The sequence below is a fragment of the Fibrobacter sp. UWT3 genome (genome assembly GCF_900230125.1).
Lineage (GTDB): Bacteria > Fibrobacterota > Fibrobacteria > Fibrobacterales > Fibrobacteraceae > Fibrobacter.
Window position 1 is genome coordinate 850,511 of record NZ_OCSS01000001.1, and the last position, 21,913, is coordinate 872,423.

The 21,913-nt window shown below is 53.5% G+C and carries 21 protein-coding genes; 12 read left to right on the forward strand and 9 right to left on the reverse strand.

Annotated features, from left to right (window positions below):
- Positions 1–22: 22 nt before the first annotated feature.
- From CRO08_RS03530 to CRO08_RS03550, 5 genes are all read left to right on the forward strand, one after another.
- Complete coding sequence (locus CRO08_RS03530; RefSeq protein ID WP_097035070.1) at positions 23–712, forward strand: cell division ATP-binding protein FtsE; 690 nt, start codon at positions 23–25, stop codon at positions 710–712.
- 89 nt (positions 713–801) lie between these two features.
- Entirely contained in the window at positions 802–1,302 is a 501-nt protein-coding gene (locus CRO08_RS03535) for a hypothetical protein (RefSeq protein WP_097035071.1), read from the forward strand.
- Positions 1,303–1,392: 90 nt separating this feature from the next.
- The gene (locus tag CRO08_RS03540) at positions 1,393–3,045 is read left to right on the forward strand and encodes a glycoside hydrolase family 9 protein (RefSeq protein WP_097035072.1); all 1,653 of its coding nucleotides are present in this window, start codon (positions 1,393–1,395) and stop codon (positions 3,043–3,045) included.
- Positions 3,046–3,099: 54 nt separating this feature from the next.
- Positions 3,100–3,627: a hypothetical protein gene (locus CRO08_RS03545; protein WP_176495048.1), complete on the forward strand. Its 528-nt coding sequence runs from the start codon at positions 3,100–3,102 to the stop codon at positions 3,625–3,627.
- On the forward strand, positions 3,615–4,337 hold the full coding sequence (locus tag CRO08_RS03550; protein ID WP_141398217.1) for a hypothetical protein: 723 nt from the start codon (positions 3,615–3,617) through the stop codon (positions 4,335–4,337). The genes CRO08_RS03545 and CRO08_RS03550 overlap by 13 nt, the downstream gene beginning before the upstream one ends.
- A gap of 27 nt (positions 4,338–4,364) precedes the next feature.
- Here CRO08_RS03550 and CRO08_RS03555 read toward each other — a convergent pair whose 3' ends face one another.
- Positions 4,365–5,567, reverse strand: coding sequence for a hypothetical protein (locus tag CRO08_RS03555; protein ID WP_141398218.1), 1,203 nt, complete (start codon positions 5,565–5,567; stop codon positions 4,365–4,367).
- 100 nt (positions 5,568–5,667) lie between these two features.
- Between CRO08_RS03555 and CRO08_RS03560 the strand changes: the two genes are divergently transcribed.
- Positions 5,668–5,949 (forward strand): hypothetical protein, encoded by a 282-nt coding sequence (locus CRO08_RS03560; protein WP_141398219.1) that lies wholly within the window; start codon positions 5,668–5,670, stop codon positions 5,947–5,949.
- 81 nt (positions 5,950–6,030) lie between these two features.
- Here the strand turns inward: CRO08_RS03560 and CRO08_RS03565 are convergent, their stop codons facing one another.
- Together CRO08_RS03565 and hisC are read right to left on the reverse strand one after the other, a co-directional pair.
- A complete protein-coding gene (locus tag CRO08_RS03565; protein ID WP_097035077.1) occupies positions 6,031–6,804 on the reverse strand; it encodes a pseudouridine synthase in 774 nt (257 codons plus the stop codon).
- Positions 6,768–7,877 (reverse strand): histidinol-phosphate transaminase, encoded by a 1,110-nt coding sequence (gene hisC / locus CRO08_RS03570; protein ID WP_097035078.1) that lies wholly within the window; start codon positions 7,875–7,877, stop codon positions 6,768–6,770. Before hisC ends, CRO08_RS03565 begins: the two co-directional genes overlap by 37 nt.
- 359 nt (positions 7,878–8,236) lie before the next feature.
- Between hisC and CRO08_RS16915 the strand changes: the two genes are divergently transcribed.
- Entirely contained in the window at positions 8,237–8,629 is a 393-nt protein-coding gene (locus CRO08_RS16915; RefSeq protein ID WP_176495049.1) for a ribonuclease domain-containing protein, read from the forward strand.
- Here CRO08_RS16915 and CRO08_RS03580 read toward each other — a convergent pair.
- From CRO08_RS03580 to CRO08_RS03600, 5 genes are all read right to left on the reverse strand, one after another.
- A complete protein-coding gene (locus CRO08_RS03580; protein ID WP_097035080.1) occupies positions 8,622–9,524 on the reverse strand; it encodes an arginase family protein in 903 nt (300 codons plus the stop codon). The two genes, CRO08_RS16915 and CRO08_RS03580, sit on opposite strands and share 8 nt — an antisense overlap.
- 45 nt (positions 9,525–9,569) lie before the next feature.
- Positions 9,570–10,514 (reverse strand): SPASM domain-containing protein, encoded by a 945-nt coding sequence (locus tag CRO08_RS03585; RefSeq protein WP_097035081.1) that lies wholly within the window; start codon positions 10,512–10,514, stop codon positions 9,570–9,572.
- On the reverse strand, positions 10,511–11,476 hold the full coding sequence (locus CRO08_RS03590) for a tRNA-dihydrouridine synthase family protein (RefSeq protein ID WP_097035082.1): 966 nt from the start codon (positions 11,474–11,476) through the stop codon (positions 10,511–10,513). The genes CRO08_RS03585 and CRO08_RS03590 overlap by 4 nt, the downstream gene beginning before the upstream one ends.
- 44 nt (positions 11,477–11,520) lie before the next feature.
- Positions 11,521–12,192 carry a non-canonical purine NTP pyrophosphatase gene (locus CRO08_RS03595; RefSeq protein ID WP_097035083.1) on the reverse strand — a complete coding sequence of 224 codons (672 nt, stop codon included), beginning with the start codon at positions 12,190–12,192 and terminating at the stop codon, positions 11,521–11,523.
- 72 nt (positions 12,193–12,264) lie between these two features.
- On the reverse strand, positions 12,265–12,456 hold the full coding sequence (locus CRO08_RS03600; RefSeq protein WP_072809959.1) for a TM2 domain-containing protein: 192 nt from the start codon (positions 12,454–12,456) through the stop codon (positions 12,265–12,267).
- A 119-nt stretch (positions 12,457–12,575) separates the two neighbouring features.
- Between CRO08_RS03600 and CRO08_RS03605 the strand changes: the two genes are divergently transcribed.
- From CRO08_RS03605 to CRO08_RS03615, 4 genes are all read left to right on the forward strand, one after another.
- A complete protein-coding gene (locus tag CRO08_RS03605; RefSeq protein WP_097035084.1) occupies positions 12,576–15,437 on the forward strand; it encodes a TIGR02171 family protein in 2,862 nt (953 codons plus the stop codon).
- A 141-nt stretch (positions 15,438–15,578) separates the two neighbouring features.
- Entirely contained in the window at positions 15,579–15,704 is a 126-nt protein-coding gene (locus CRO08_RS17265; RefSeq protein WP_255252227.1) for a hypothetical protein, read from the forward strand.
- Positions 15,705–15,756: 52 nt separating this feature from the next.
- Positions 15,757–17,070, forward strand: a complete 1,314-nt coding sequence (locus CRO08_RS03610) for a glycosyl hydrolase family 8 (RefSeq protein ID WP_255252228.1) — start codon at positions 15,757–15,759, stop codon at positions 17,068–17,070.
- An 85-nt stretch (positions 17,071–17,155) separates the two neighbouring features.
- Positions 17,156–18,388, forward strand: coding sequence for a PD40 domain-containing protein (locus CRO08_RS03615; RefSeq protein ID WP_097035085.1), 1,233 nt, complete (start codon positions 17,156–17,158; stop codon positions 18,386–18,388).
- On the opposite strand, the gene CRO08_RS03620 is transcribed toward CRO08_RS03615, so the two are convergent.
- A complete protein-coding gene (locus CRO08_RS03620; RefSeq protein WP_255252229.1) occupies positions 18,362–19,093 on the reverse strand; it encodes a TrmH family RNA methyltransferase in 732 nt (243 codons plus the stop codon). The genes CRO08_RS03615 and CRO08_RS03620 overlap by 27 nt on opposite strands.
- Before the next feature lie 109 nt (positions 19,094–19,202).
- On the opposite strand from CRO08_RS03620, the gene CRO08_RS03625 reads away from it, so the two are divergent.
- The gene (locus CRO08_RS03625; RefSeq protein ID WP_097035087.1) at positions 19,203–21,911 is read left to right on the forward strand and encodes a TIGR02171 family protein; all 2,709 of its coding nucleotides are present in this window, start codon (positions 19,203–19,205) and stop codon (positions 21,909–21,911) included.
- Positions 21,912–21,913 lie beyond the last annotated feature (2 nt).

Consider the following 21,913-nt stretch of genomic DNA (forward strand, 5'->3'; position numbering starts at 1 on the left):
ATCGCGAGGAGCACGGACCATCATGATTCACTTCACCCACGTGACAAAGTCCTACGAGGATAACTGGAAGGCGCTGAACAATGTCACCTTCCGTATCAATAAGGGTGAGTTCGTGTTCCTGACGGGGCATTCGGGTGCGGGTAAGTCGACCGTGCTGAAGTTAATTTATATGGATGAACGCCCCGACACGGAGCGTGGCGGCCAGGTGATGGTTAAGTTCACCAGCGACTGCATTTACGACAGCAAGAGTTCCCCGGACAACAGGATACAGGCGTTCCGCCGCAAGATGGGAATAATTTTCCAGGATTTCAAGCTGTTGCCCGACAGGAATGTTTTTGAGAACGTGGCGCTGGCACTGCGCATCGTAGGGACCCCGAGCAGCAAGATAAATGCGGCCGTGTTTGACGCGCTTGCCCTGGTGGGGATAAGCCAGAAACGATTTGCGATGCCCTATACGCTTTCCGGTGGTGAACAGCAGCGTGTGGCTATTGCCCGCGCGATGGTGCATAACCCGTACTTGCTGCTTGCGGACGAACCGACTGGTAACCTTGACCCGAAAAACGCTGACGAGGTGTTCAAGATTTTCAAGGAAATCAATGCCCGCGGAACGACCGTCGTAATGGCGACGCATAACCCGGACTTTTACCTGAATAGCCCCTTCCGCCGTTTGGTGCTTGATCACGGCGAACTCCTGAATAGAGACTTGATCTAGTGTTCCACAGATTATTGATTTGCCTGCTGCTCTGGGCGTCATTCTCTTTTGCTGACTCCGATTGGGACAGACATATTAAGCGCTTCGGTATGGGTGTCGATGTCGCGGTGTGGGAAGGCCAGTTCCTGGACATGACTGATTTTAGTTTTGTAGTCTCCATGAGTGCTGACTTGACGGACAGGATACGTCTGAATTTCGATGCATTCAATATCCATATGGTTTCCGATGAATCTGATTCCACGAGCCGCGTGACAGGGCTTGCAAGCCTCGTGTCGATAGCGACGTTCCCGTTTATTTTTTTTGACGAGGCAAATTCTATATTCGGCTTGCTTACGGCATTGAACCCGACTCTGGAGTTTTTCCTGTGGAAAAAGTTTGTGCCTGTATCTGTGGCGGCTGGGTATAAGGCGGACTGGTTCCTGTTTAGCCCGGATATGAATTTCTATTTCAGGCCGCATGTGGGTTTGAATGTGTATGCCGGTTTTGCTTTGATTTCTGCTTCGTACTCCTATATGGTCACGAATACGTACGATGCGAAACGGGGCTCCATGCTGAATCTCGGCTTGTTTTTCTCCTTTGGAATGCCTTGAGTCCCACTGTATACGGGGCCGTTTATTCCTGTAAACGGGAATTGTGCGAAAAGGCGTGCCTTGACGGTCTTAAAAATCTAGAATTAGGGCATGGAATTCTCGATTCGCTATAACCATGTCGGCTATGCCCCCAAGGGGCCGAAGGTTTTCCTGCTTGCATGCGATGTGGCGGATAATCCCCTGAAGGGAATGCAGCCGTGGTTTGAGGTATATACCGAGAGGGGAGAACGCGTGTTCGGTGCCTCGATGGCCGAGAAGGGCGCCTGTTCATATACAGACGAATTTGTATGGGAAGGCGACTTTTCGCTGCTTGATACCCCGGGCAAGTACCACATCTGCGTGATGGATGCGAAGGGGAATATCCTTGCCGAATCAAAGTTTTTTGAAGTGTCGGACAGACTCGCGCTGGAGCAACTTTCGCTGACGCTCAAGTCGTTCTATTTCCAGCGCTGTGGTGTGGAGTTGACTCCGGATCGTGCGGGAAAGTGGTCTAGGCCTGCCGCGCACCTGGATGACTGCATTGAGTTTCACCCGAGCATGGCGCGCGGGGGAACCTGGAATGCGCATGGCGGCTGGTACGATGCTGGCGACTACGGCAAGTATATAGTGAATGGCGGCGTATCGCTGGCGACGCTCCTGCTGGCGGCGGAATTTGCGGATGACCGCCCGATGGTTTCTAGCAATGCGGACTTTTTCGATGTGGGGTCGTTCCGCTCGAACCTGCTCGAGGAAATCCGGTTTGAACTCGAGTTTTTCCTGCGTATGCAGGACGAAGACGGCGGCGTGTTTTTCAAGGTGTCGCCGGTGCGCTGGGATGGATTTGTTTCGCCGTCGCAGTCCGATGCCCTGCAGAAGCGCCAGATTCTGGGGAAATCGACCACATCAACACTGAATTTTGCAGGCGCACTCGCGCAGGCGCATCGCGTGTTTGCGAAAGTCTACCCGGCATTTGCGCAAAAATGCCTGGATGCAGCCCTCCGCGCTTACCGCTGGGCCATCGAGAACCCTGAGGTGACCTACCCGCACAATACCGAGGGTAGCGGCGGCTACGGTGACGAGCGCTACGATGACGAGTTCTTCTGGGCGCGTGCGGCGCTGTTCCGCGAAGGGCAGAAGGCCGCCGATGCAGACCTTAAGGATCTGCTCCTCCGCGATATGGAAAAGTGCCCGCCCGATCTGGGCATGAGCTGGCGCGATACGCAGAACCTGGGCTGGATAGCGCTTGCCCTGCAGTCGCAGGATATGGATTTGCAGGTGCGTGCCCGCAATACGCTTAAGGGTGTTGCCGATGAAATCGTGAAACTTGCGGGCGAGGATCCGTACGGGCTTTCTATCCGCAAGTTCGTATGGGGCTCGAACGGCGAGATTGCGAATCACGCCCTTACATTGTTCCTTGTGGATGAATGGTTCCCGTCGGCTACTTATGCGGACTGCGCAAAGCGCATGATTGACTTTGTCTATGGAAAGAATCCGGTGAACCGCTGCTTTGTGACCGGTGCCGCGTGGAGTTCCCCGAAGTTCCCGCACCACCGCATTTGCCATTCCGACGGTATCGAGGCCCCGATTCCGGGCCTTGTCGTGGGGGGTATCAATGCCGACAGGCAGGACATGCACAGGTTCCCGCATTATCCGGGCCCGCAGCCGGGATTCTCGTACACGGATGAGCGCTGCTCCTTTGCGAGTAACGAGACCGCCATCAACTGGAATGCCCCGCTGGTTGCTGCACTCAGTTTCTGCTGCTAATTTTTAACCGGCGCCTGTTGCACAACATTTAATTTGTTTATATATTAGAACTTGATGATGTCTATCAGGTCCAGATTTGCGATATTTTACGCGCTTGTTTTGGCGTGGCTTGCATTCTGTTGCATGGCTTGTGACCCGGATTGGGAAACTGACCCTGAATACTCGACCGACATTGCTGCATATAAGCCCGACAAGGTAGATTCCCTGGAATTGCGGATTACGTACCAGGCCGGAGATATCGTCTGGGCGGATACGTCCATAGAGTCGGACTCTTCAATCGGGGTTACTTGTAGGTCTTTCTGCGATAGTTTGTTCTCGCTTGGCCGCGAGAATAAAGTTTCTGTCGATATTTCTTTCTATTGCGGCGACAAGGTTGTTGCGCTGCCCACGTACGAGATTGATAGCCATTCGGAATACTGGAAACCGGATGACCTCAATTTTCGCTTTGTGGAATTCGACGAGCGCAGTATCGCCGGAGATTACGAGTTCGATAAGTTCCTGCCGCCGGAGGATACATCCTGTGGCAAGTTCGTGAATTACGCAGCCCTGAGGTTGAAATGTTCCAACGGATGGTGCAATTAGTAGCGTGCTTGGCCTGTGCGGCGCTTGCCATTTCGGACGATTCGGTACTCCCGTATTTCGAAGTATCCCTGGGTGGCCATTATACGAAATCTAGTTACGAGACGGAATCCTCTACCCACTGGTATCACGACAAGGACCGCGACGAGATGGTCTATGACGGGGACCTCACTTACGACATTTACTCGTTTGAAGGGGGTGGCCCGATACTCGATGTGCAGGCGGGGCTTTCTCTAGCCAAGCGGTTTATTTTCCTTTTTGATTTGGGCCTTGCCGTATCGATAGGCGATTCTCGCTACAAGTTCTATTCCCGCGACAAGGAGGAATACGATAGGACCGAAGTCATGGTCCGCCCGATTTTTGGCTTTGGATTAAAGGTGTACCCCTTCCAGACAGAATCTTCATTTTTATATGGGACTTTTATTGGGGCGACACTTTCGTTCATGTTTACCGACAACCTATGGGAAGACTACGGAATGGCATACTGTGGTTTTGAGGTTGGCGGCAAGTTCGAGGTAGGCAAACTCTGGAAGGTGTCGGAACATTACTTCATCGGCTTTACCCTGAATATGGGAATATATGAAAACGCGACTGGCTCGAATTACGAATACGGCGACGAGAACTTCCGGATAGGGAAGAACCCGAAACGCGACCCTGTTGAAGAAATAAATAACCTCCATCTAGGGATTTCGCTGACTGCCGCCTGGAAGTAGCGCTGTTTTAACGGGGCTTGATTGCCCTTATTTTGTGCAGGTTCCCGGCTTGCCTACGGTATAGAATGCAAAATAGCCTGTAGCTCCGGCGGGCTCGCTGAACACGAAGTTGACAAGGTTTACGGTACTTGCGTCTGACGGGCTGAACGAAGACCAGGGCAAGTCGATGGTCTTGTATTCCAACGATCTGGGAACTAGAACTCTAGGAATCTTTTGGCCTTCGGTGGCGTTGGACGGGGTTAATTCTGCAAAGAAGTCGTGGCTGGATTTATAGGTGATGCAGAATCCACCCCACTGGGTGATGTCGAAATTTTGATCGGAATTGTAGCTCATGTCGAAACCAACCTTTGCGTATGGATTTTCCCCATTGCCTAAGTTGAAAGTCCCTGCTACGCTGTTATAAATTTCAATAACCGGAAGTAGAGATATAGGGTTAAACTCGTGCCCGAGTTTTGCGGGCCAAATCACGGATGAGGTGGCGTCTGTCGTGGATTTCCAAACTCCAACAGGATCGTTGCCGCAGTCGGTAATGACCGTTTCTTCTGCATATTCGGCACACCACATATCACCGCAGGTCCGATCAAAGGAATGATCTTCATTCCGATACGCTCTTATGCGGATGAGGTTGAAATTGCTTTCTGATGGTTGATCGATTTTGAAACTGGCGATGGTTTTGGCGGCGTCATTTCCCGATATGGCGGGGCTAGCCCAGCGAGGCTGCTTGAATGCTTTCCAACCGAAACACCTTTCTGTGGGGAGCGGAGCCTTGTTCTTGAGCGTAACTTGCGGCAGGTTGTTGTTCAGTTCCAGGTTCTTTGTTTCGCCAAGGTCCATGATAAGATATGCTGCAGTATCGGATGTATAGGTGATGCAAATTCCGTTCCAGTCTGTCAGGTCGTGAGTGCCCGTGCTGGCGAAGAAAAAGCCTTCGTTTTCTCTGTAGGTCATTTGAGTGATGGGGCTCTTGTCGGCTCCGTCTATAATTGGGCTATAGCACCATAAATCCGTGCCCTTGCAAGAAACGAGCTCGGGCGCAGAAAAAAGGCCTACGCCCATGTCGCTAGGCTTGTTTGCTGTATAGGTGTTTGTGCCGCAGGTAACATCGACAGTGCCGTCGAGGTGGTCGTCCAAGGTGCATTTTTGACCACCGGCTGCGATGGGAAGATTTTCATTGGTTTCGTTATAGATATAGCCCAAGGAGACTCCGTCGCAGGAAATAATGTAACGCATATATACGGTGTCTTTACCTACGATACGCCAGTCTACAGGATCTAGGCTTACGAAGCATCCTTCGGCTATTTCACTGCCGTTGATGCTGGATGATGAAGATGTGCAGTTTATATCCGAACTGGATGAAATTGTACTGTTGTTGCCTGAACTTGACGAGGATGTGTTGTTATTGCCCGTGCTTGATGAGGAAACGTTGTTGTTTGCACTTGACGAAGATACGTCGCGGGCGCCCGAACTTGACGAGGTGCTGTTGGTGGACGAGGAACTGCTTGAATCCACAATGTCGGTCCCTGAGGGGTCGCTAGGGGTGGTGATGTCGGTTGATTCGGAATCCCCGCAGGCTGCGAAGAAGGCCAAGGACAGGACGATTGATGCTGTATAAATCCGCTTGATGAAATCCATAGATTTTCTCCTAGAAGGAAATATAGGATAAAATAATGCTGAAAGGTAAGGAATCTGATTTTTAGCGGAGAATCAGGGGGCGGATTTCGCCGGGTTTCAGGTCACCGAGCGTGTACTTGTCGAACTGGATGCGCACGAGGCGCATGACTTCGTAGCCGAGGTGGGCGAGCATGCGGCGGATTTCGCGGTTCTTGCCTTCGGATAACGTAATTTCGAGCCAGCAGTTCTTTTCGCCTTCGCTGTGGAGAACCGCGCGCTCGGCGTGCATGAATTCCTCGCTCTCGCCGAAGACGCGGGGCGGGACGTTGAATCCTGCTTCCATTTTCGCAAGGTCGGCTGCGGAGGGCTTGCCCGCGACCTGAACGCGGTAGATTTTGATGTGCTTGCTAGGTTCGCGCGGGTCCAGCAATGCGTCGGCCCATTGCGTGTCGTTGGTGAACAGGAGCAGGCCTTCGCTCGCGGTATCGAGGCGGCCCACCGGCGATATGTGCGGTACGGACTTGCCGGGGAACAGCTTGGCGTACTGCTCGCGGAACAGGCCCATCACAGTTTTGCGGCCCTTTTCGTCGCTTGCGGTAGTGACGATGCCGCGGGGTTTGTTCATCGCGAAGTAGAACTTTTGGGCGGCCTCGACGGGCTTCCCGTCCACTGCGATTTCGTCATTCTTGTAAGCGGGAGTATCGGGGTCGCATACGATTTTACCACGCAAAGAAACCCGGCCCTCGCGGACCAGGTTTTCTGCGACGCTACGGCTACAGAACCCGCGCTTGGAGATGACTCGCGCGACTCCGTGAGCCTTTACTTGCCCAAGTATGCCTTGATGTTGTCGAGGCATTTCTTGTTCTGCGCTTCGGTACCCACAGTAATGCGGAGCACGTCACCCATTGCAGGCTGCGGGCGGATGATGGTGCCTTTGGCCTGCAGGAACTTGAACGCGTCCATCGGGTCCTTGAAACCGCTGACGGCGATGAAGTTCGCGTGGCTGTCCACGTAGGCGAGGCCCAGTTCCTTGAAACCGGCCTTGAGCTGGTCGAGGCCCTTCTTGTTGAGTTCGCGGACCTTGTTCACGTATTCCTGGTCGTCGATGGCGCCGATGGCGGCGGCCTGGGCGATGCTGTTCACGTTGAACGGTTCACGCACGCGGTTGATGAGGTTCACGATTTCGGGGCGGGTGATGCAGTAGCCCACGCGCAGCCCGGCGAGACCGTAGATCTTGCTGAACGTACGGCAGCAGATGATGTTCCTGCCTTCGGCGATGCGGCTGTTGAAATCCGGAACGAGTTCCGGCGTGTCTTCGATAAATTCGGTGTAGGCTTCGTCCATCACGAGCACGCAGGTCTCGGGGAGGCTGTCGGCGAAGTCGATGATTTCCTTGGCGGTGAGGTCGGAGCCCGTCGGGTTGTTCGGGTTCGCGAGGAACACGATGCGGGTCTTCTCGTTCACGGCGGCGCGCATGGCCTTGAGGTCGTAGTTGTAGGCCGGAGCCGGCATGTCGACTTCAATAATCTTCGCGTTCATCGCCATGGTGGCGAGCTTGTAGACGGCAAAAGAGTGCTTGCCCATCACGGCTTCGGTACCGGGGCCGAGGAATACCTGGGCAATCATGTCCAGGAGCTCGTTGCTGCCGTTACCCACGGCAATCTGTTCGCGCTTCACGCCGCGGAACTCAGCAATCTTTCCGATGAGGTCGTAAGAACCGCCATCCGGGTAGAGGTTCACTTCTTCCAGGGCCTTGCGGGCTTCTGCCATGCCCTTCGGGCTCGGGCCGAACGGGTTCTCGTTGCTCGCGAGCTTGTCGATGTCTTTCGGGTCGAGGCCGAATTCGCGGGCGGTATAGGCGATGGGCTTGCCGGTCACGTAGAGCGGCTGGTTCAAGATGTGCTTTTGTGCGAGTTCGTTAATGTCCATTTTTTTTGTTGCCAGTTGATAGTGATTTGTCATTCCCGCCTCCGAGCGGGAATCTCCTGTTTTTGCATAATATAGTTCTTTTGACGGTGGCGGCCCTGCCGTTTGACTTGCATTTGCCTTTTAAAATGTATATTTCTGGCATGAAGAAAGGATTTTTTAAGATTTTCCTGGTCGGCTTCGTCTCAGTTTTCGTTGCGGCATGTACGACGACATCATCGTCAGAAAATACGTGTCTCGATGAGCGTGTGAGCATTATGTGTGAGGCGTATGGTCCGAATGATGAATGCGGAAATCCCACATGTGCCTCACAAGATGTAATAGACAGCCTTCACCATGTTCAAGATAGTATTCTACGAACTTTGGTTTACGAAGCGGTGGAAGAATCTGGCTTGTACACGACAAAGGATTCCGTTGCGGCATACCTGTGCAAGTTTGACAAGTTACCCGCGAACTATGTCGGCAAGAACGAAGGCAAAAAGCTTTACGAATCCAAGACGGGCAACACCTTTGAAAAGTGGAATTTCAACCCGTGGACCACAATCGGCGTGATGATTGGCGGCGACAACTTTGACAATTTAGCCTCGAATCCGGAGAACTTTCACGAAACGTTGCCCGAAGGTTCTTACCACGAAGCCGATGTGGATTATTCCGGTGCAAATCGCGGAACCAAGCGGCTCGTGTATCAGCCGGACTGCGTAATCTACTACACGTCAGACCACTACGATACTTTCTATAAATTGGAAATTAAGTAGGGGACGACGCGAGGGAAGTTAAAAAATCCGACAATTCGCGGTTTATGCGGTCGTTCAGGGCGTCCGCTTCTTGCACGGTGTGGTACTCGTCGCCAGCAAAGTCACGGGCGCGTTCCCCGCAGATGTCAACACCGATGATTTTGTGGCTTGTGGCGAGGCCGGCGATGATTTCTTTGAGTGATGCTACGTCCAGCGAACCCTGATCCCAGTTCGTGGCCGCGTATGTGGGGGAGAGGGCGTCCTTGTCGATGGAGATGTAGATTCGGCCTTCTGTCATCCCCGACTCGGTCGGGGATCTTAAAGATTCTCGCATTCGCGAGAATGACGTGGTTGTTCGCGAGAATGACGAGGGTGTGCCGGTTTCACGTACTTCGCTTTCGCGGATAAATGTTACTTTGTCTAAAATATTAGCATCACCTGCCTGCGAAAGTTCTGCGCGAATTTCGTCTACGAGGTGGTCGGCAACCCCGATAATGACAACGTTGTTTATAAACTGGTTTTCGTCTAGAACCTTCTTGACCCAGCCACCGCAACTGAGGATATTCCCGAATCGCGGGGCCTGCATGTCGGGATGGTGGTCAAAAACGACAAGCGAAAACGGTTCCTGGACCATGTCGGTCCAGATTTTGCTCATGTAGTGGTAATTGCCGTTGTCGAAGAAGTGAATGCCGCTCGCATCTTTAATGCCCGCGTCTGCAATGCGCTTGCGGATGGTTTCGACTGCCTCGTCGTCGCAGTAGCAGTCGGTGCCCGGAATATCGGAACAGTCTATCCAGCGGATTTTTGCGTCCGGCCCTGCGGAACTTTGAACCGCGTCTTTTCGCAACCCCTGCATAAAGGGCTGCTCGGCGTAGACTCCGGTGAAGTCCTGGATGATGCGATTAGTTTGCGGCATGTCCCTAATATACAAAACAAGGGAAAATTTTTGGTGGCGTGTTTCTTACTTGAAGCGCTTGCAGAATGTGCATTTTTGGCAGAATGGGTGGCGCAATTCGTGCTTTTCGAACCCTTCGCGCAGTTTGCGGGCGAGGGGCGAGCCGAGAATTTCGGCGAGGCCCTGGTCGGCGATGTTCCCGAGGGTGATTTGCCCGCTGTAATCGAGACAGCAGGCGACTACGCGCCCGTCGTGGAGTATTGCTACGTGCGTGTCGAGGGCGTGGCACGTGCCTGCGACCGGTTTGTTCGTAGATCCTTCGACGACGCACCTGTCGGTGCTCTGCTCAGGATGACACTCGCTTCTTTCGCTTTTGATATGACGAGCGGGCCACTCGAATCTTGAATCTTCGTGCAGGTAGAGCCAGCCCTCGATAGGGAAACTCTTGTGCCTGCTGCAGAAATTCCCCGGAGCGACCTGCGTGTTGAATGTCTCGTTTATGCGAGAAATCGCGAACTCGTTCCAGTCTCCGGCGGTTGCGGCGCCGATGTTCCAGAGCCGCAGATTGATGTACATGTCGGGCCTTGCGATAAGCGCGATTCTGCAGAAGTCGAGAACGTCTTCGAGGTGCTCGCGGGCGTCGCTTGGCGGGAGTTCCGCATATGCGTGCGTCGAGAAGTTTACCTGGCGCACGGCGGGGCAGTTCAATATGTGGTGGGCGACTCGCCTGATGGTCGTGCCGTTCGTGGTGAGCGTCGCGGTAAGGCCCGCGGCCTTTATATCCTTGAGGAAGAGCGCAAAACCGGGATGTAGCGTCGGTTCGCCCAGAACGTGCAGATATACGTTCTCGATGCCCGCTTCTACCGCTCCCGCGATACACTTCTTGAAGAGTGCACTCGGCATGAACGTGTGCGACGAGCCCGAGCCGGCCTCGTGCCCGCAATCACTGCTGGGGCAAAAACTGCAACGCAAGTTGCAGGCGTCCGTTATCTCGATATAAACGCTTTTCACGAGAGGGCCCTCATCTCAATAATTGCTTCTTGGTATTCGTTGAGTTTGCCGGCTTTCTTGATTTTCTTGAAGATTTTTTTGGGGATGTTGGGCTCGATGTATTCCCAGAAACTTTGAATGTGCGAAAGAATTTGGCTGTCGCCTTGGTATGTTTTGCAAGCGTTCTCGAAAATGATTTCGTGCATTTGGAGAAGCTTGTCTGTAAATTCTTTTTTTGTTATGTCCGCATTCCCTGCTTTGTAATCCGCCGCAAGGCTTGGCTGCGCAAGTAATTCGCGGCCGATCATTATGCCTGCGAGCTTAGGATAGCGGCGTTCCATTTCGCAGATTTGCGAAATGCTCGTTATGTCTCCGTTGTAGACGAGTGGGTGGCGGCATTCGCTGTAAAATTTCTCAAATGACTTGATATCAATTGCGCCCTTGTATTGCTGTTTGCCGAGCCGCGGGTGGAGTGTGATTTGCGTGAGCGGAGTATCGTTTAAAATCGGGAGGAGCGCGAATGCCTCGTCTGGGGAACTTTGCCCGAGTCGCATCTTGACGGAAAATCTAGCGGTCTCTGTTGCAGACTGCCGCGCGATTTCGCCCATAATTGCTTGGACGGCTTGCGTGTCGCCTAGCAAACCAGAACCGCGATGGCGGTTGACCTGCATGGGGAATGGGCAACCCATGTTGAAGTCGATTTGCGTGAATCCCTTTTGCAAAAGGACTTCGGTGAGAACCTTGAATTCATCTACGCTGTTCGCGATAATCTGTGGCACGGTAATTGCGCATGCCGGCTTTTCTGGGTTGGAATGCTGCGGGTTGGAAACTTCCAAATCCCGCAAGTCCTTTTCGCGCGGCTTCCCGTTTTCTATGCGCAGGAAGGGCGCGTAATATGCATCGACTCCGCCAAAGATTTCAGCATGGGCTTTACGGTAAATGCCCGTTGTGTAACCTTGTAACGGTGCGAATAAGACTCTCATTATGGCACAATTCTTGCGAACGTTTTGAAAAGGTGGCGAGGCCTTTATTTCCCGAGCGCTTTTTTCAGGGCGCGGATGGCGTTTCCGCGGTGGCTGATGGCCTTTTTCTCTTCGAGTTCCATCTGCGCGAAGGTGCGGGTTTCGCCGTCAGGGACGAATAGCGGGTCGTAGCCGAATCCCATGTCGCCTACGGGAGCGTAGTTGATGTTGCCGCGGCATTCGCCCTCGAAAATCTGCGGCTCGCTCACGACGAAGTCGCCGACCCGAGTTCCGGCGCCGTTTAATGTTGCGCCGTTTAAGATCGGGGCGTCAACCCGCTTTACAGTCTGGTACGAGAGTGCGCAGAAGTAGCGTGCCCTGCGGTCTTCGATGCCTTCAAGTTTTTTCATCAGTTTGTCGTTGTTCGCGCCGTCGTTTCCGTGGTCGCCGCTGTAGCGTGCACTGTAGATTCCCGGTTCCCCGTTCAGCGCGAAAACCTCGAGCCCGGAATCGTCGGCAAGTACCGTGGCTTCGATACCGCGCTTTGCAAGCCAGCGTGCCGTGGTGTTCGACTTGATGATGGCGTTCTCGGCAAACGAGTTTCCGTCTTCCACGATTTCTTCGTCGAATCCGATGTCCTTCAGGGTCTTGAATTCGTAGTGGTCGGTGCCGAGGATGTGCGCAAAGTCCCTAATCTTGCCGGCGCTCGCCGTCGCGATAACAAATAAGTGTTTCATAAAGATTGTTCGTAGTTAATTGCTCGTCACTGGCTCATGACTAGCAACCAATGACTATTGACCAATGACCAGTTAGTAGTGTTCCGGCTTCATGACGATGAGGATGGCGTCAACGACGACGCCCACCCCGCAGAGGCCTGCGGTGCAGAGCCAGAGAATGCCGGTCCAGATTTTGCCTTCGTAAAAGCGGTGCAGGCCCAGATAACCGAGCAGAATGCAGAGGGCGAGGGCAATCCATTTGTTGTGTTCACCTTGTGCGGGCATAGTTGTACCTCTTTTCTTGAAGTTTTGTTTGCTGACAGGAAAAATTTAGCAAAAATACGGTTTCTATGTTGCTATATTCTTTCTGTTGGTTTGACTGTATTTAGGAGTGTTCGCTGTTCATGACTTTTTCTCTGGGTCACAAGATTGTGCTTTTTGTGCTGGGTAGCCTTCTTGCTATCCTGTGCTCTTGTGATTCTTCGGGGCGTAGCCATGGGGCGGATAGCATCACCCGCCCGCAACAGAGTGCAACTTCAAAAAAATTCTCCGGGATGCGCATTGTAAAGCCCGGTGAAGGTCGTATTGCTTTAGGCACGAACGATACGCTTGCTCCGGCGAAGGAGCGCCCCTCCATGAAGGTTGAACTGACCTATGATTTCTATATGGGGCAAGCCGAGATTACCCGTCGCGAATACAAGATGATGATGGATTCGGTGGAAGTGCCTGCCAAGTGGAACCAGAAAAGAAAGTTCACGCTGGATTCGCTGAACTATCCGGTAACAAACATCACGTATTACGATGCCGTGTTGTATGTGAACGCAAGAAGCAAGTTCGAAAAGTACGATACAGCCTACACCTACAAGTCGGCGACATTCAATGAAGAAGGTAACTGCACCGGTCTTGAAGGACTCGTGTTCCATCCGGAACTGGATGCATACAGGCTGCCGACCGAGGCGGAATGGGTGCTCGTGGCAGGCAGGAGGTGGAATCCCGAAAAGGGCTGGAATGCTGAAAATTCTGGGCACGGACTGCATGTGGTTTGTACGGCGGACGAAGTATCCGAACTGGATTCCGCTGCGCGGGACAGCGCCTTTTGCGATATGGCAGGCAATGCGCTTGAATGGGTGAACGACTGGATGGGCGCGTTCGTGGATTCTGTGGTGGTCAACTATGTCGGGGGTACCGATGGCGGTTCGATTGGCGAAAAGGTGGTGAAGGGTGGCAGTTATAACGACAAGCCGAAGGGCATGAAGATATATAACCGCGGGGATATCTATACGGTTACCGGCAGTTCCCGGGCCGATTACGTGGGCTTTCGCGTTGCGTACGGAAAGATTCCCGATGCGCTGTGGGTGAATGGAGACGGTTCCCTTACCAGCAGCCGCGTGAACGTGCTCACGAAGGCTTCTACGCTCGGTACGGTTTTGGGCACGAGCAAGGCGAAACTGGCCTTCCGCAACGACCTTACCGGAAACCTGACCTACGTCGATTTTGCTATAGGAGGCACGTCTGCGGTTGAAATTCGGGATACGCTGACGGTTTATCATCCGGAAATTTCCCCGAACGGGAAACTTGTCGCGTTCTGTACGGGGCTCGAAGGAATTGATGGGAAGTCGCAGGTGTATGTGCGTCACCTGAATCCGTCGGGTTCTAATCTCGTGAAGTTGAACGCGGAATCTGCGGCAATCCCGCGTTGGCGCGTTCTCGAGAACGGCGACACGGTAATTGTCTACGTGACCAGTGCGGGCAACAACAAGGATGATGCATCGTTTAAGTCGCAGAGTACGTGGCAGGTCAAGTTTGCGAACAATAGGTTCGGCACACCACAGAAACTTTTTGACGGCGCTTACCACGATGGCGTGAGCAAGGACGGGCGGCTGGCCGTTACCGGGGCGAGGCTTTTGCGTGCGCGGGTAGTGCCTTCGGGCTCGGCGGATGCCGGCGATGCGCTCGACACTGTCTGGTACGGCGGGGAACAGGCCTGCAATGCGAGCCTTTCGCGGGACAATTCCAAGCGCACCCTATTCCTTGATTTTGGCGGGAAGACGGGCAAGGAATTTGCTGGCACTGATTACGGTACGCACGAGATGCTCCTTGTCGTAGACAGTACGGGGACGCTCGTTCGGGGAATCCCCGCTCCGGCCGGGACCAGTTTTGACCATGCAGAATGGGTGGCCCGCTCGGACAATTCGCCGAAGCTTTCCTCTGACGTGGCGGTCGTGACGCTCGTGAACGGGGAAGGGGCTCATTCCAAGATTGCTCTCCTTAATCTTGCCGATTCTGCTTTGCTCGAGGTTGCCTCGGGAATGGAACTCTGGCATCCGAATATGTGGGTGTACGGGAGTTCTGATGCGGAGAGGGATTCCGTTTCGGCGGATAGCGCTGGCGTCTACTATGACCCGGAGGGGGGCTACGAGTATGCGACCTCCGCGGTAGAACTCGCAAGCAAGATGTCTAAGTTCTGGTCGGTGTACAAGGATGTCGAGTACGTGGCATTCGGCAGTTCCATGACGCTGAATGCGCTTATCGACGATTCGGTGAAAACCTACAAGACGCTCAATATGTCTTACACGCTGGGCGATGTATTCGGGGCGATTTACCTGCTGAAGAACTATGTGCTCCCGTACGCATCCTCGTTGAAGGTCGTGTCGATGGAACTGACTCCCGGGTTCCTTTTCCATCTGGAAGAGGATATGTGGGAAGACCTCTACGACAATTCCCCCGGGTTTGCCTACGACGAAAAGCATCTGGACGCGCAGTTCGATGCCATAGTCAAGAGTGCTACTGAACAGGAATTCACGAAGGACATGCTCTCGTCGTCGTATATCGAGGGAACATACCTGTTGCCCTCGGCTGGCTGGAAGGAACCGACGTACATCGATGACATCGCGTGGATGTACACGACGAATTCGCATTTCAAGGTGGATTTTGAAACGTTCAAGGGCCTCAAGAAGAATATGGAAACTCTTGGGATAAAGTTCTTTGTCAACATTACCCCGCGAAGCCCGATGTACCGGGAAACGGAAGCCTACGACTACTTTGGCCCGCGCTGGGCCGTTGCGGAATCCATCATATCGATGTTCAAGGAAAGCGGGTTTATCGTGTTTGACGAATACAGGATGGGCGAACACGACTATACCGATGACATGGCGTTCAATGCGACGCACCTGAGCGAACTCGGTGCAAGGCAGTATACGGCTCGGTTAGATTCGGTTCTGACAAAACTGGACTCGCTTCGGGCGGAACTTGATGCGAAAAAGTGATTCGCGAAGTTCCGGAGGAAAGTTTTTTGTTGAACTAAATCACATTTTGCCCTTTATTTTGACAGAATCACAAAAAAATAGGTTGCAAAAAAAGGTGAGAACTTGTAATTTAGATAAGTCGCGTAACGACAAGGAGTGTTTATGAATTGTTTGGTGAAAATGGGCCTCGCGGGCCTTATGGCTTTTGGACTTTCGCAGGCGGCGGTGAACTTCCCGTTCCCGCAGATGTCGGATTATGGCGGAAACGCGACTCTTTTGAGTCGATAAGGCGGCCGCCTCGGAACAGCTGAAAACGCAGTTCGCTGCCTGGATGAGGGACATGTACAACGAACAGGGCGATATCGCCGGTGTGCGTTCTGATCCTGGGTCCAACCAGTATTTTTCGGAAGGTGTCGGCTACGGCATGCTCCTGATGGTCTATTTCAGTGACAATACTACGAGTTACCAGAGCCAGTTCGACAAGATTTGGAATTTCTATAAGAAGTTCCAGAACGAAAACGGACTCATGATTTGGAAAATCGGTAATCTTTCGGAATCGTGGGATGCGGGCAACGGTGCCGCTCTGGATGGCGATATCGATGCCGCAGCAGCCTTGGTGATGGCATACTACCAGTTTGGCGACGAGAAGTACAAGGAAGACGCCAAGAAACTGATTCAGGCCATGAAAAAGTCCGAATTCGAAAGCAACGGCTTGCATATGCCTGGAGACAAGTGGGGCGATGCCGCCTTAAACCGCAAGAACCCGGGTTACTTCGACCCGGCCTACATGCCGCTTTTCGCCGCCGTTGATACGGAAAACGCCGAGTTCTGGAGCAAGACCGCCTACGACGCCAACATGAAGCTTTACGAGGCGAGTTCGGGCGAAGTGAATACGGGCCTTGTGGACGACTGGACTGACAAGAACGGCAAGAGTGAAGACGATTACTACAGCTACGATGCATCGCGCGCCCCGTGGCGTAACGCGAAGGCTGTCTGCTGGCATGGCGACCAGCGTGCTCTTGCAATAGACAAGAAGATGGCTGAGTTCGTGTCGACTGTTCCCGCATCGAACATGAAGGGGCCTGTACTTCGTTCTTCCGGCAGTCTCGGCAACGATCACAACAGTACGTTCGTGACATCCTTGATGACGGCTCTCATCTCGGATGCCAAGTACCAGTCCAAACTTGACGAATACTGGAAAGAAGCGGTGGCGCTCGGTGACGAAAATTACTTTAACCAGTCGCTCAAGCTCTTGAACGGCCTCTTGGTTTCGGGCAACATGCCTAACCTCATGACGGCGGGCTCGAATCCGCCGCCGCAGAGTTCCTCGAGCGCTGAACCTCCGCAGTCTTCCAGTTCGAGCGAGATGAACGTGGATTTGAGTTCCAGTTCCGACGGGAGTGTCGCTGTTCCTGAGGCCCGCTTGCCCTCGGCGGTAGGAATGTCGCAGCAGGGCCGCACATTGCATGTGAATGCTGTGGGCCACGTGCGTGTGGATATGTTCAGCGTAACGGGAACCGCGGTAAAGACTCTCTGGAACGGGAATGTTTCTGGCAGTATGGAGATGAGCCTCAAGGGAATCCCTGCAGGCATATATGTGCTGCGCGTTCAGACTGCGGATGGCTCGCACATGAAAAAAATCCGCCTGGAGTAGATACTTGCTTAGGAATTTTGCCGATTCCAAAGAAAAAATGCGCTTGCCGTAAAGGCGGGCGCTTTTTTTTTCGTATTTTTAGGGCATGAATAAGATTGTGAAGATTTGCGCCTGTGCGGCATTTGCTGCAACTTCTGTTTTTGCCCAGCAGGGCGCCCCGACAGGGGCTGCCGTTGACCCGACTGCAGATGAGCAGAAAGCCCTCAATGCCTTGAAGGGAAAACTCGAAGGGGCGATTGTCTGGGCGACGAGCCGTGCAAACTCGCATCACGATATCTGGATTATGAATGCCGACGGCACGAACCCGCGTGCCTTGACGCAGGGCGATAATGTGGACTGGTTCCCGAGGATTTCTCCGGATGGCGCCACGGTGATGTTTAACCGCAGCAAGGGCGGCTGGGTTCCCGAAAACGACGCGAACTATCCCGAAAAGTGGGACCTGTGGATGGTCGACATCTCCGGCGAAAATGCTCGCAAGGTGGTGGACAATGCCACGTGGGGCACCTGGAGGCCCGATGGCAAGTCCATCGTGTTTAGCCGCGCAGGGAAAGTCTTTACGATGGACCTCGCGAGCAAGGCTGAAAAGATGATTCTGGATGGCGAGGCCGCCTTCAAGAAGTCTGGCGTGATTCTGCAGGAACCGAACATGAGCCCCGATGGCAAGCATTTGGCGATTACGCTTCGCGGTTCCATGCGTGAGACGGGTGTGTGGGACCTGGAAAAGGCCCAGTGGACCAAGTCCGGCGACGGTTGCCAGATTGACTGGAACTTCGACGGAAGCAAGATTTACCGCGTGAACCCGACGGGTAACGGCGGTACTGCAGCCCCGAGCGAAATTTTGTGGTTCTCTGCCAAGGACGGCAAGCAGATCGAGAAGGTCGGTTTCTTCGGCATACCGAAGAACGTGAAGTTGATGGACTTGCCCGGCCGCCGCAGTCACGAATACTTCCCGCGCCTTTCGCCCGATGGTAAGTGGCTCGTGTGGGGAGCTACCGACAAGGGCCACGACCACGATATGTTCGACTACGAACTCTACATTTGGAAGATTGGCGAACCGGTAGAAACCGCGACCCGCATTACCTACCACACGGGTAACGACCGCTGGCCCGATATTTGGTTCGGCAAACTCCCTGTTAAAGAAACTCCGAAGCCCGCTGCCGAAGCCGCTGCAACTGTTGCAAATGTGCCTGCCGCCGTTGCGGGTGGCGTGAGCGAAGCCAAGATGGATGAACTTATTCAGGCCATTGACCGTCTGACCGAAGCGGTGAAGGCGTTGAACAACGAGAAATCGTCAGCCCCTGCCGCAACGGCTCCGTAGGCAGAATGCCATAATGGCGAACGCACCGGCGACGTTCATGCTCGCCTTGCGGCCAGCCATCGGGATGGTCACCTTCATCGTCGCCTCTGCCATAATCTCGGGGGCAATTCCCAGTTCTTCGTTCCCGAGGATAATCAGGCCTTTTTCGGGCCACTTGACATCGTTTATGCTCGGGATATCTTCGCCGGTTTCGAGCGCGATAATCTCGTAGCCATTTTCCTTGTGCCACTTCACGCAATCGAAGGGGCTGTCCCAGCGCTTGATCGGGATCCATTCCTGGCACCCGCGGGCAGCGCTCTTGACGGTCACGTGGTCGGGCCCGCAGCTGTAGCCGCTCAGGTGGACTCCTTCGAGCCCGAAGCAGTCCGTGCTCCTGATGATGGAACCTACGTTGAAGGCGCTCCTCAGGTTATGTACCAGCACGGCAAACTGTATCGGTTTTTCGTTCGCGACATCGCGGTCCCCCGGTTCCTGCTCCAGGTAGACATCGCGTTCGAACCCGAGGCCCGCCCGCGTGCGGAATGTCTTGTACAGGTCAATCATCTGCGCCTGGTTCTTGCCCGTGAGGCATTCTGCTTCGGGGAGTTTCATCCATCCAGCGTATGTCTCGTATTCACGCCTAGCGCGGGGCACGTCGTCGCCCAGTTGCAAGATGATGACGCGCAGGAGTTCCGCCATGCGCTTGGCCTTGGAAGTCTCTTTCATCGCGAGGAATTTCGGTTCCGTATACATCGGGGAATAAACTAGAAAAAATGAGAATGCCGGGAGTGTTCCCGCCTGCTTTGTTGCCCCTATTCTTTGTATATTTTAGGGTATGCGTTTTTTAGTTCCGTTTGTTGTTTTTTGTCTTTGCTTTTTGTGTTCCTGTTCCAATTCCGTTTCTGAATGGGAACGCGAAGAACAAAACAGGATTTCTCCGCTCGATTCCTTTGAACTCAAGGATATGTCGCTCGTCCGTTCATTCGGGAAGAAGGTTTCTATCGGGACGGACAATTCGTCTGCGTCGCTGAAGGACCGCCCTTCGATGCGCGTTGTTTTTGATTACGACTTTTTTATCGGGACCCACGAGATTACTTGTGCCGAAATGGGCCGCCCCTGCGAGGACTCTCTACCTGCAACGAGGGTTACCTATTTTGATGCGGTGCTTTATGCCAACAAGCGCAGTATCGAGGAGGGCTTTGATACTGCGTACAGTTATACCGGGGCTACGTTCGACGCGTTCGGTTCGTGCATGAATCTGGACGGGCTGGTGTTTTCGCCTTCGGTGATGGCGTATCGCTTGCCGACAGAGGCGGAGTGGGTCTATGCGGCGGAACGCAACTGGAATCCGGAGAAAGGCTGGCACAACGGCAATTCCGGTTTTGAACTGCAGAACGTGTGCACGTCGTTTGTTGGCGAGGATAGCCTGTGTGACATGGCAGGCAACGTGATGGAATGGGTGAACGACTGGTTTACGCCCTTGCGCGATACGACAGTCCACAATTTCGTTGGAGCCCCTGATGGCGGGACTCTCGGGGAACGTGTCGTGAAAGGTGGCAGTTACAGGAACGCCGTTGGCTCGATTAACCGTTATTCGCGAGGTGACATCTACACGGTCACGTCGGCATCGCAGTCCGATTACGTTGGGTTCAGGCTTGCGTTCGGTGCAATCGAATCTCCGGTGTGGCTGGGCAAGGATGGCAAGCAGGTGAATTCGGTAGTGTCGGTGCTTGCGGGGGCGATGGATATCCGCAGGTGGGCGGGCACGTTCAAGGCGAAACTCGCGTTCCGTAATGACGAAACGGGCAACCTTGCGTTTGTGGACTATACTCAGGGTGGTTCCGTGGTGACCGAGATTGAGGATACGCTCAATGTTTACCATCCGGATATTTCACCCGATGGAAACTGGGTGGCGTTCTGCACGGGCCTTGAAGGCGTTCGTGGTAAGTCTAGCGTGTATGTGCGTTCGCTGGATTCCATAGGCTCGGGGCTTGTGAAGCTTGATGTGGAAAATGCGGCGATTCCCCGATGGCGCGTGCTTGAATCGGGGGATACGGTGATTGTTTACGTAACCGATGCGGGCAACAACAAGGACGAATCTGTATTTAAGCAGGCGAGTACGTGGCAGGTTCGCTTTTCGAAAGGAAAGTTCGGCACGCCCGAAAAATTATTCGGCGGTGCTTATCACGGAGGCGTGAGCGATGGCAATTCCTTTGCGGTAAGTGGTGCGAGATTATTGCGTGCGCGCGTGGCGGGGGTCGATACCGTTTGGTACAACGGCGAACAGGCGTGCAATGCTTCGCTCAGTAAGGACAATTCTAAACAGACGCTGTTCCTGGATTTTGCCTCGCGTACGGGTACTGACTTTGTAGGGAAATCCTACGGTGCGCACGAGGTCGCCTTCGTGGCGGATAGTGCGGGTCGCTTGGTGCGCTACGTGATGGCTCCCGAGGGCTATGCCTTTGACCATACCGAATGGATGCAGGGGACAAACCACATGTTTGTCGCCTCGCTTACCGATGCAAACGGCAGGCATGCCCGTATCGCGATGGTTGATTCGTACAGTGGCAAGTCAGTCGTTCTCCTTGAAGGCGAAGAAATCTGGCACCCCGCCTTCTGGGCTTTGCCGATGGACGTTTCGGGTGAGTCGTCGCTCAATCCGGACAGTGCCGGCCTCTACTTTGTGGAGGGCAAGGAAAATCACGTGTTGGCCGGCAAGATGCACATGTTCTGGCACAACCACGATTCCATTGAGGTTGTTGTGTTTGGTAATTCCCGCATGTTGTTTGGCGTGAACCCCATGCAGATGGAAGATTACTACGTGTTCAATTTCGGAACGGTCCCCTGCGACATGAACGCTTCGTACTACATGTTCTCGAACTATGTGTTGCCACATTCCCCGAACCTGAAATTCATTGTGGTCGGGATAGACCCTGATATGTGGTGGATTGAAGATACGGAATGGAATATCGACAACAATATCAAGTACGTGCCCGGCTTTGCCTACGATGCCTATCACGGTTTTTGGAAGGAGGGCGTGAGCGATGAATTTCTACAGATGGTGGATAACAACTTCCGCGCGGACAACGATTACAACAATGCTGCCCCTTATCGTGGGTGGATTCAGCTTATCGGGGAACACGGCTGGGACAAGGATTTGTCGTCGACGGAAATCGTGAACGATACCACGGATAGCGACCTTTCGAAAACGCTTGACCAGGAATTGGAAATGCTCGTGAACCTCGTGAACATGGCGAAGGACCGTGGCGTGAAGGTCTTGGGTGTGACTGCCCCGCTATGCCCCTGCTACAAGAAAACGGGTGCTTACGGGCGCTACGGGCTCAGACGCAGCCAGGCGAAGGAATTCTTCGAAAAAATTCATGCATACGATGCTCGCGAGGACTATTTCAGGTTCCTTGACGAGAACAAGATGGGCGATCACGATTATCCGCTCGAAGTAGGGTTTGATTACGACCACATCAACTACGTGGGTTCTGCGATTCTTACATCGCGTGTCTATTACGTGCTAAGGCAGATGGAGTGATT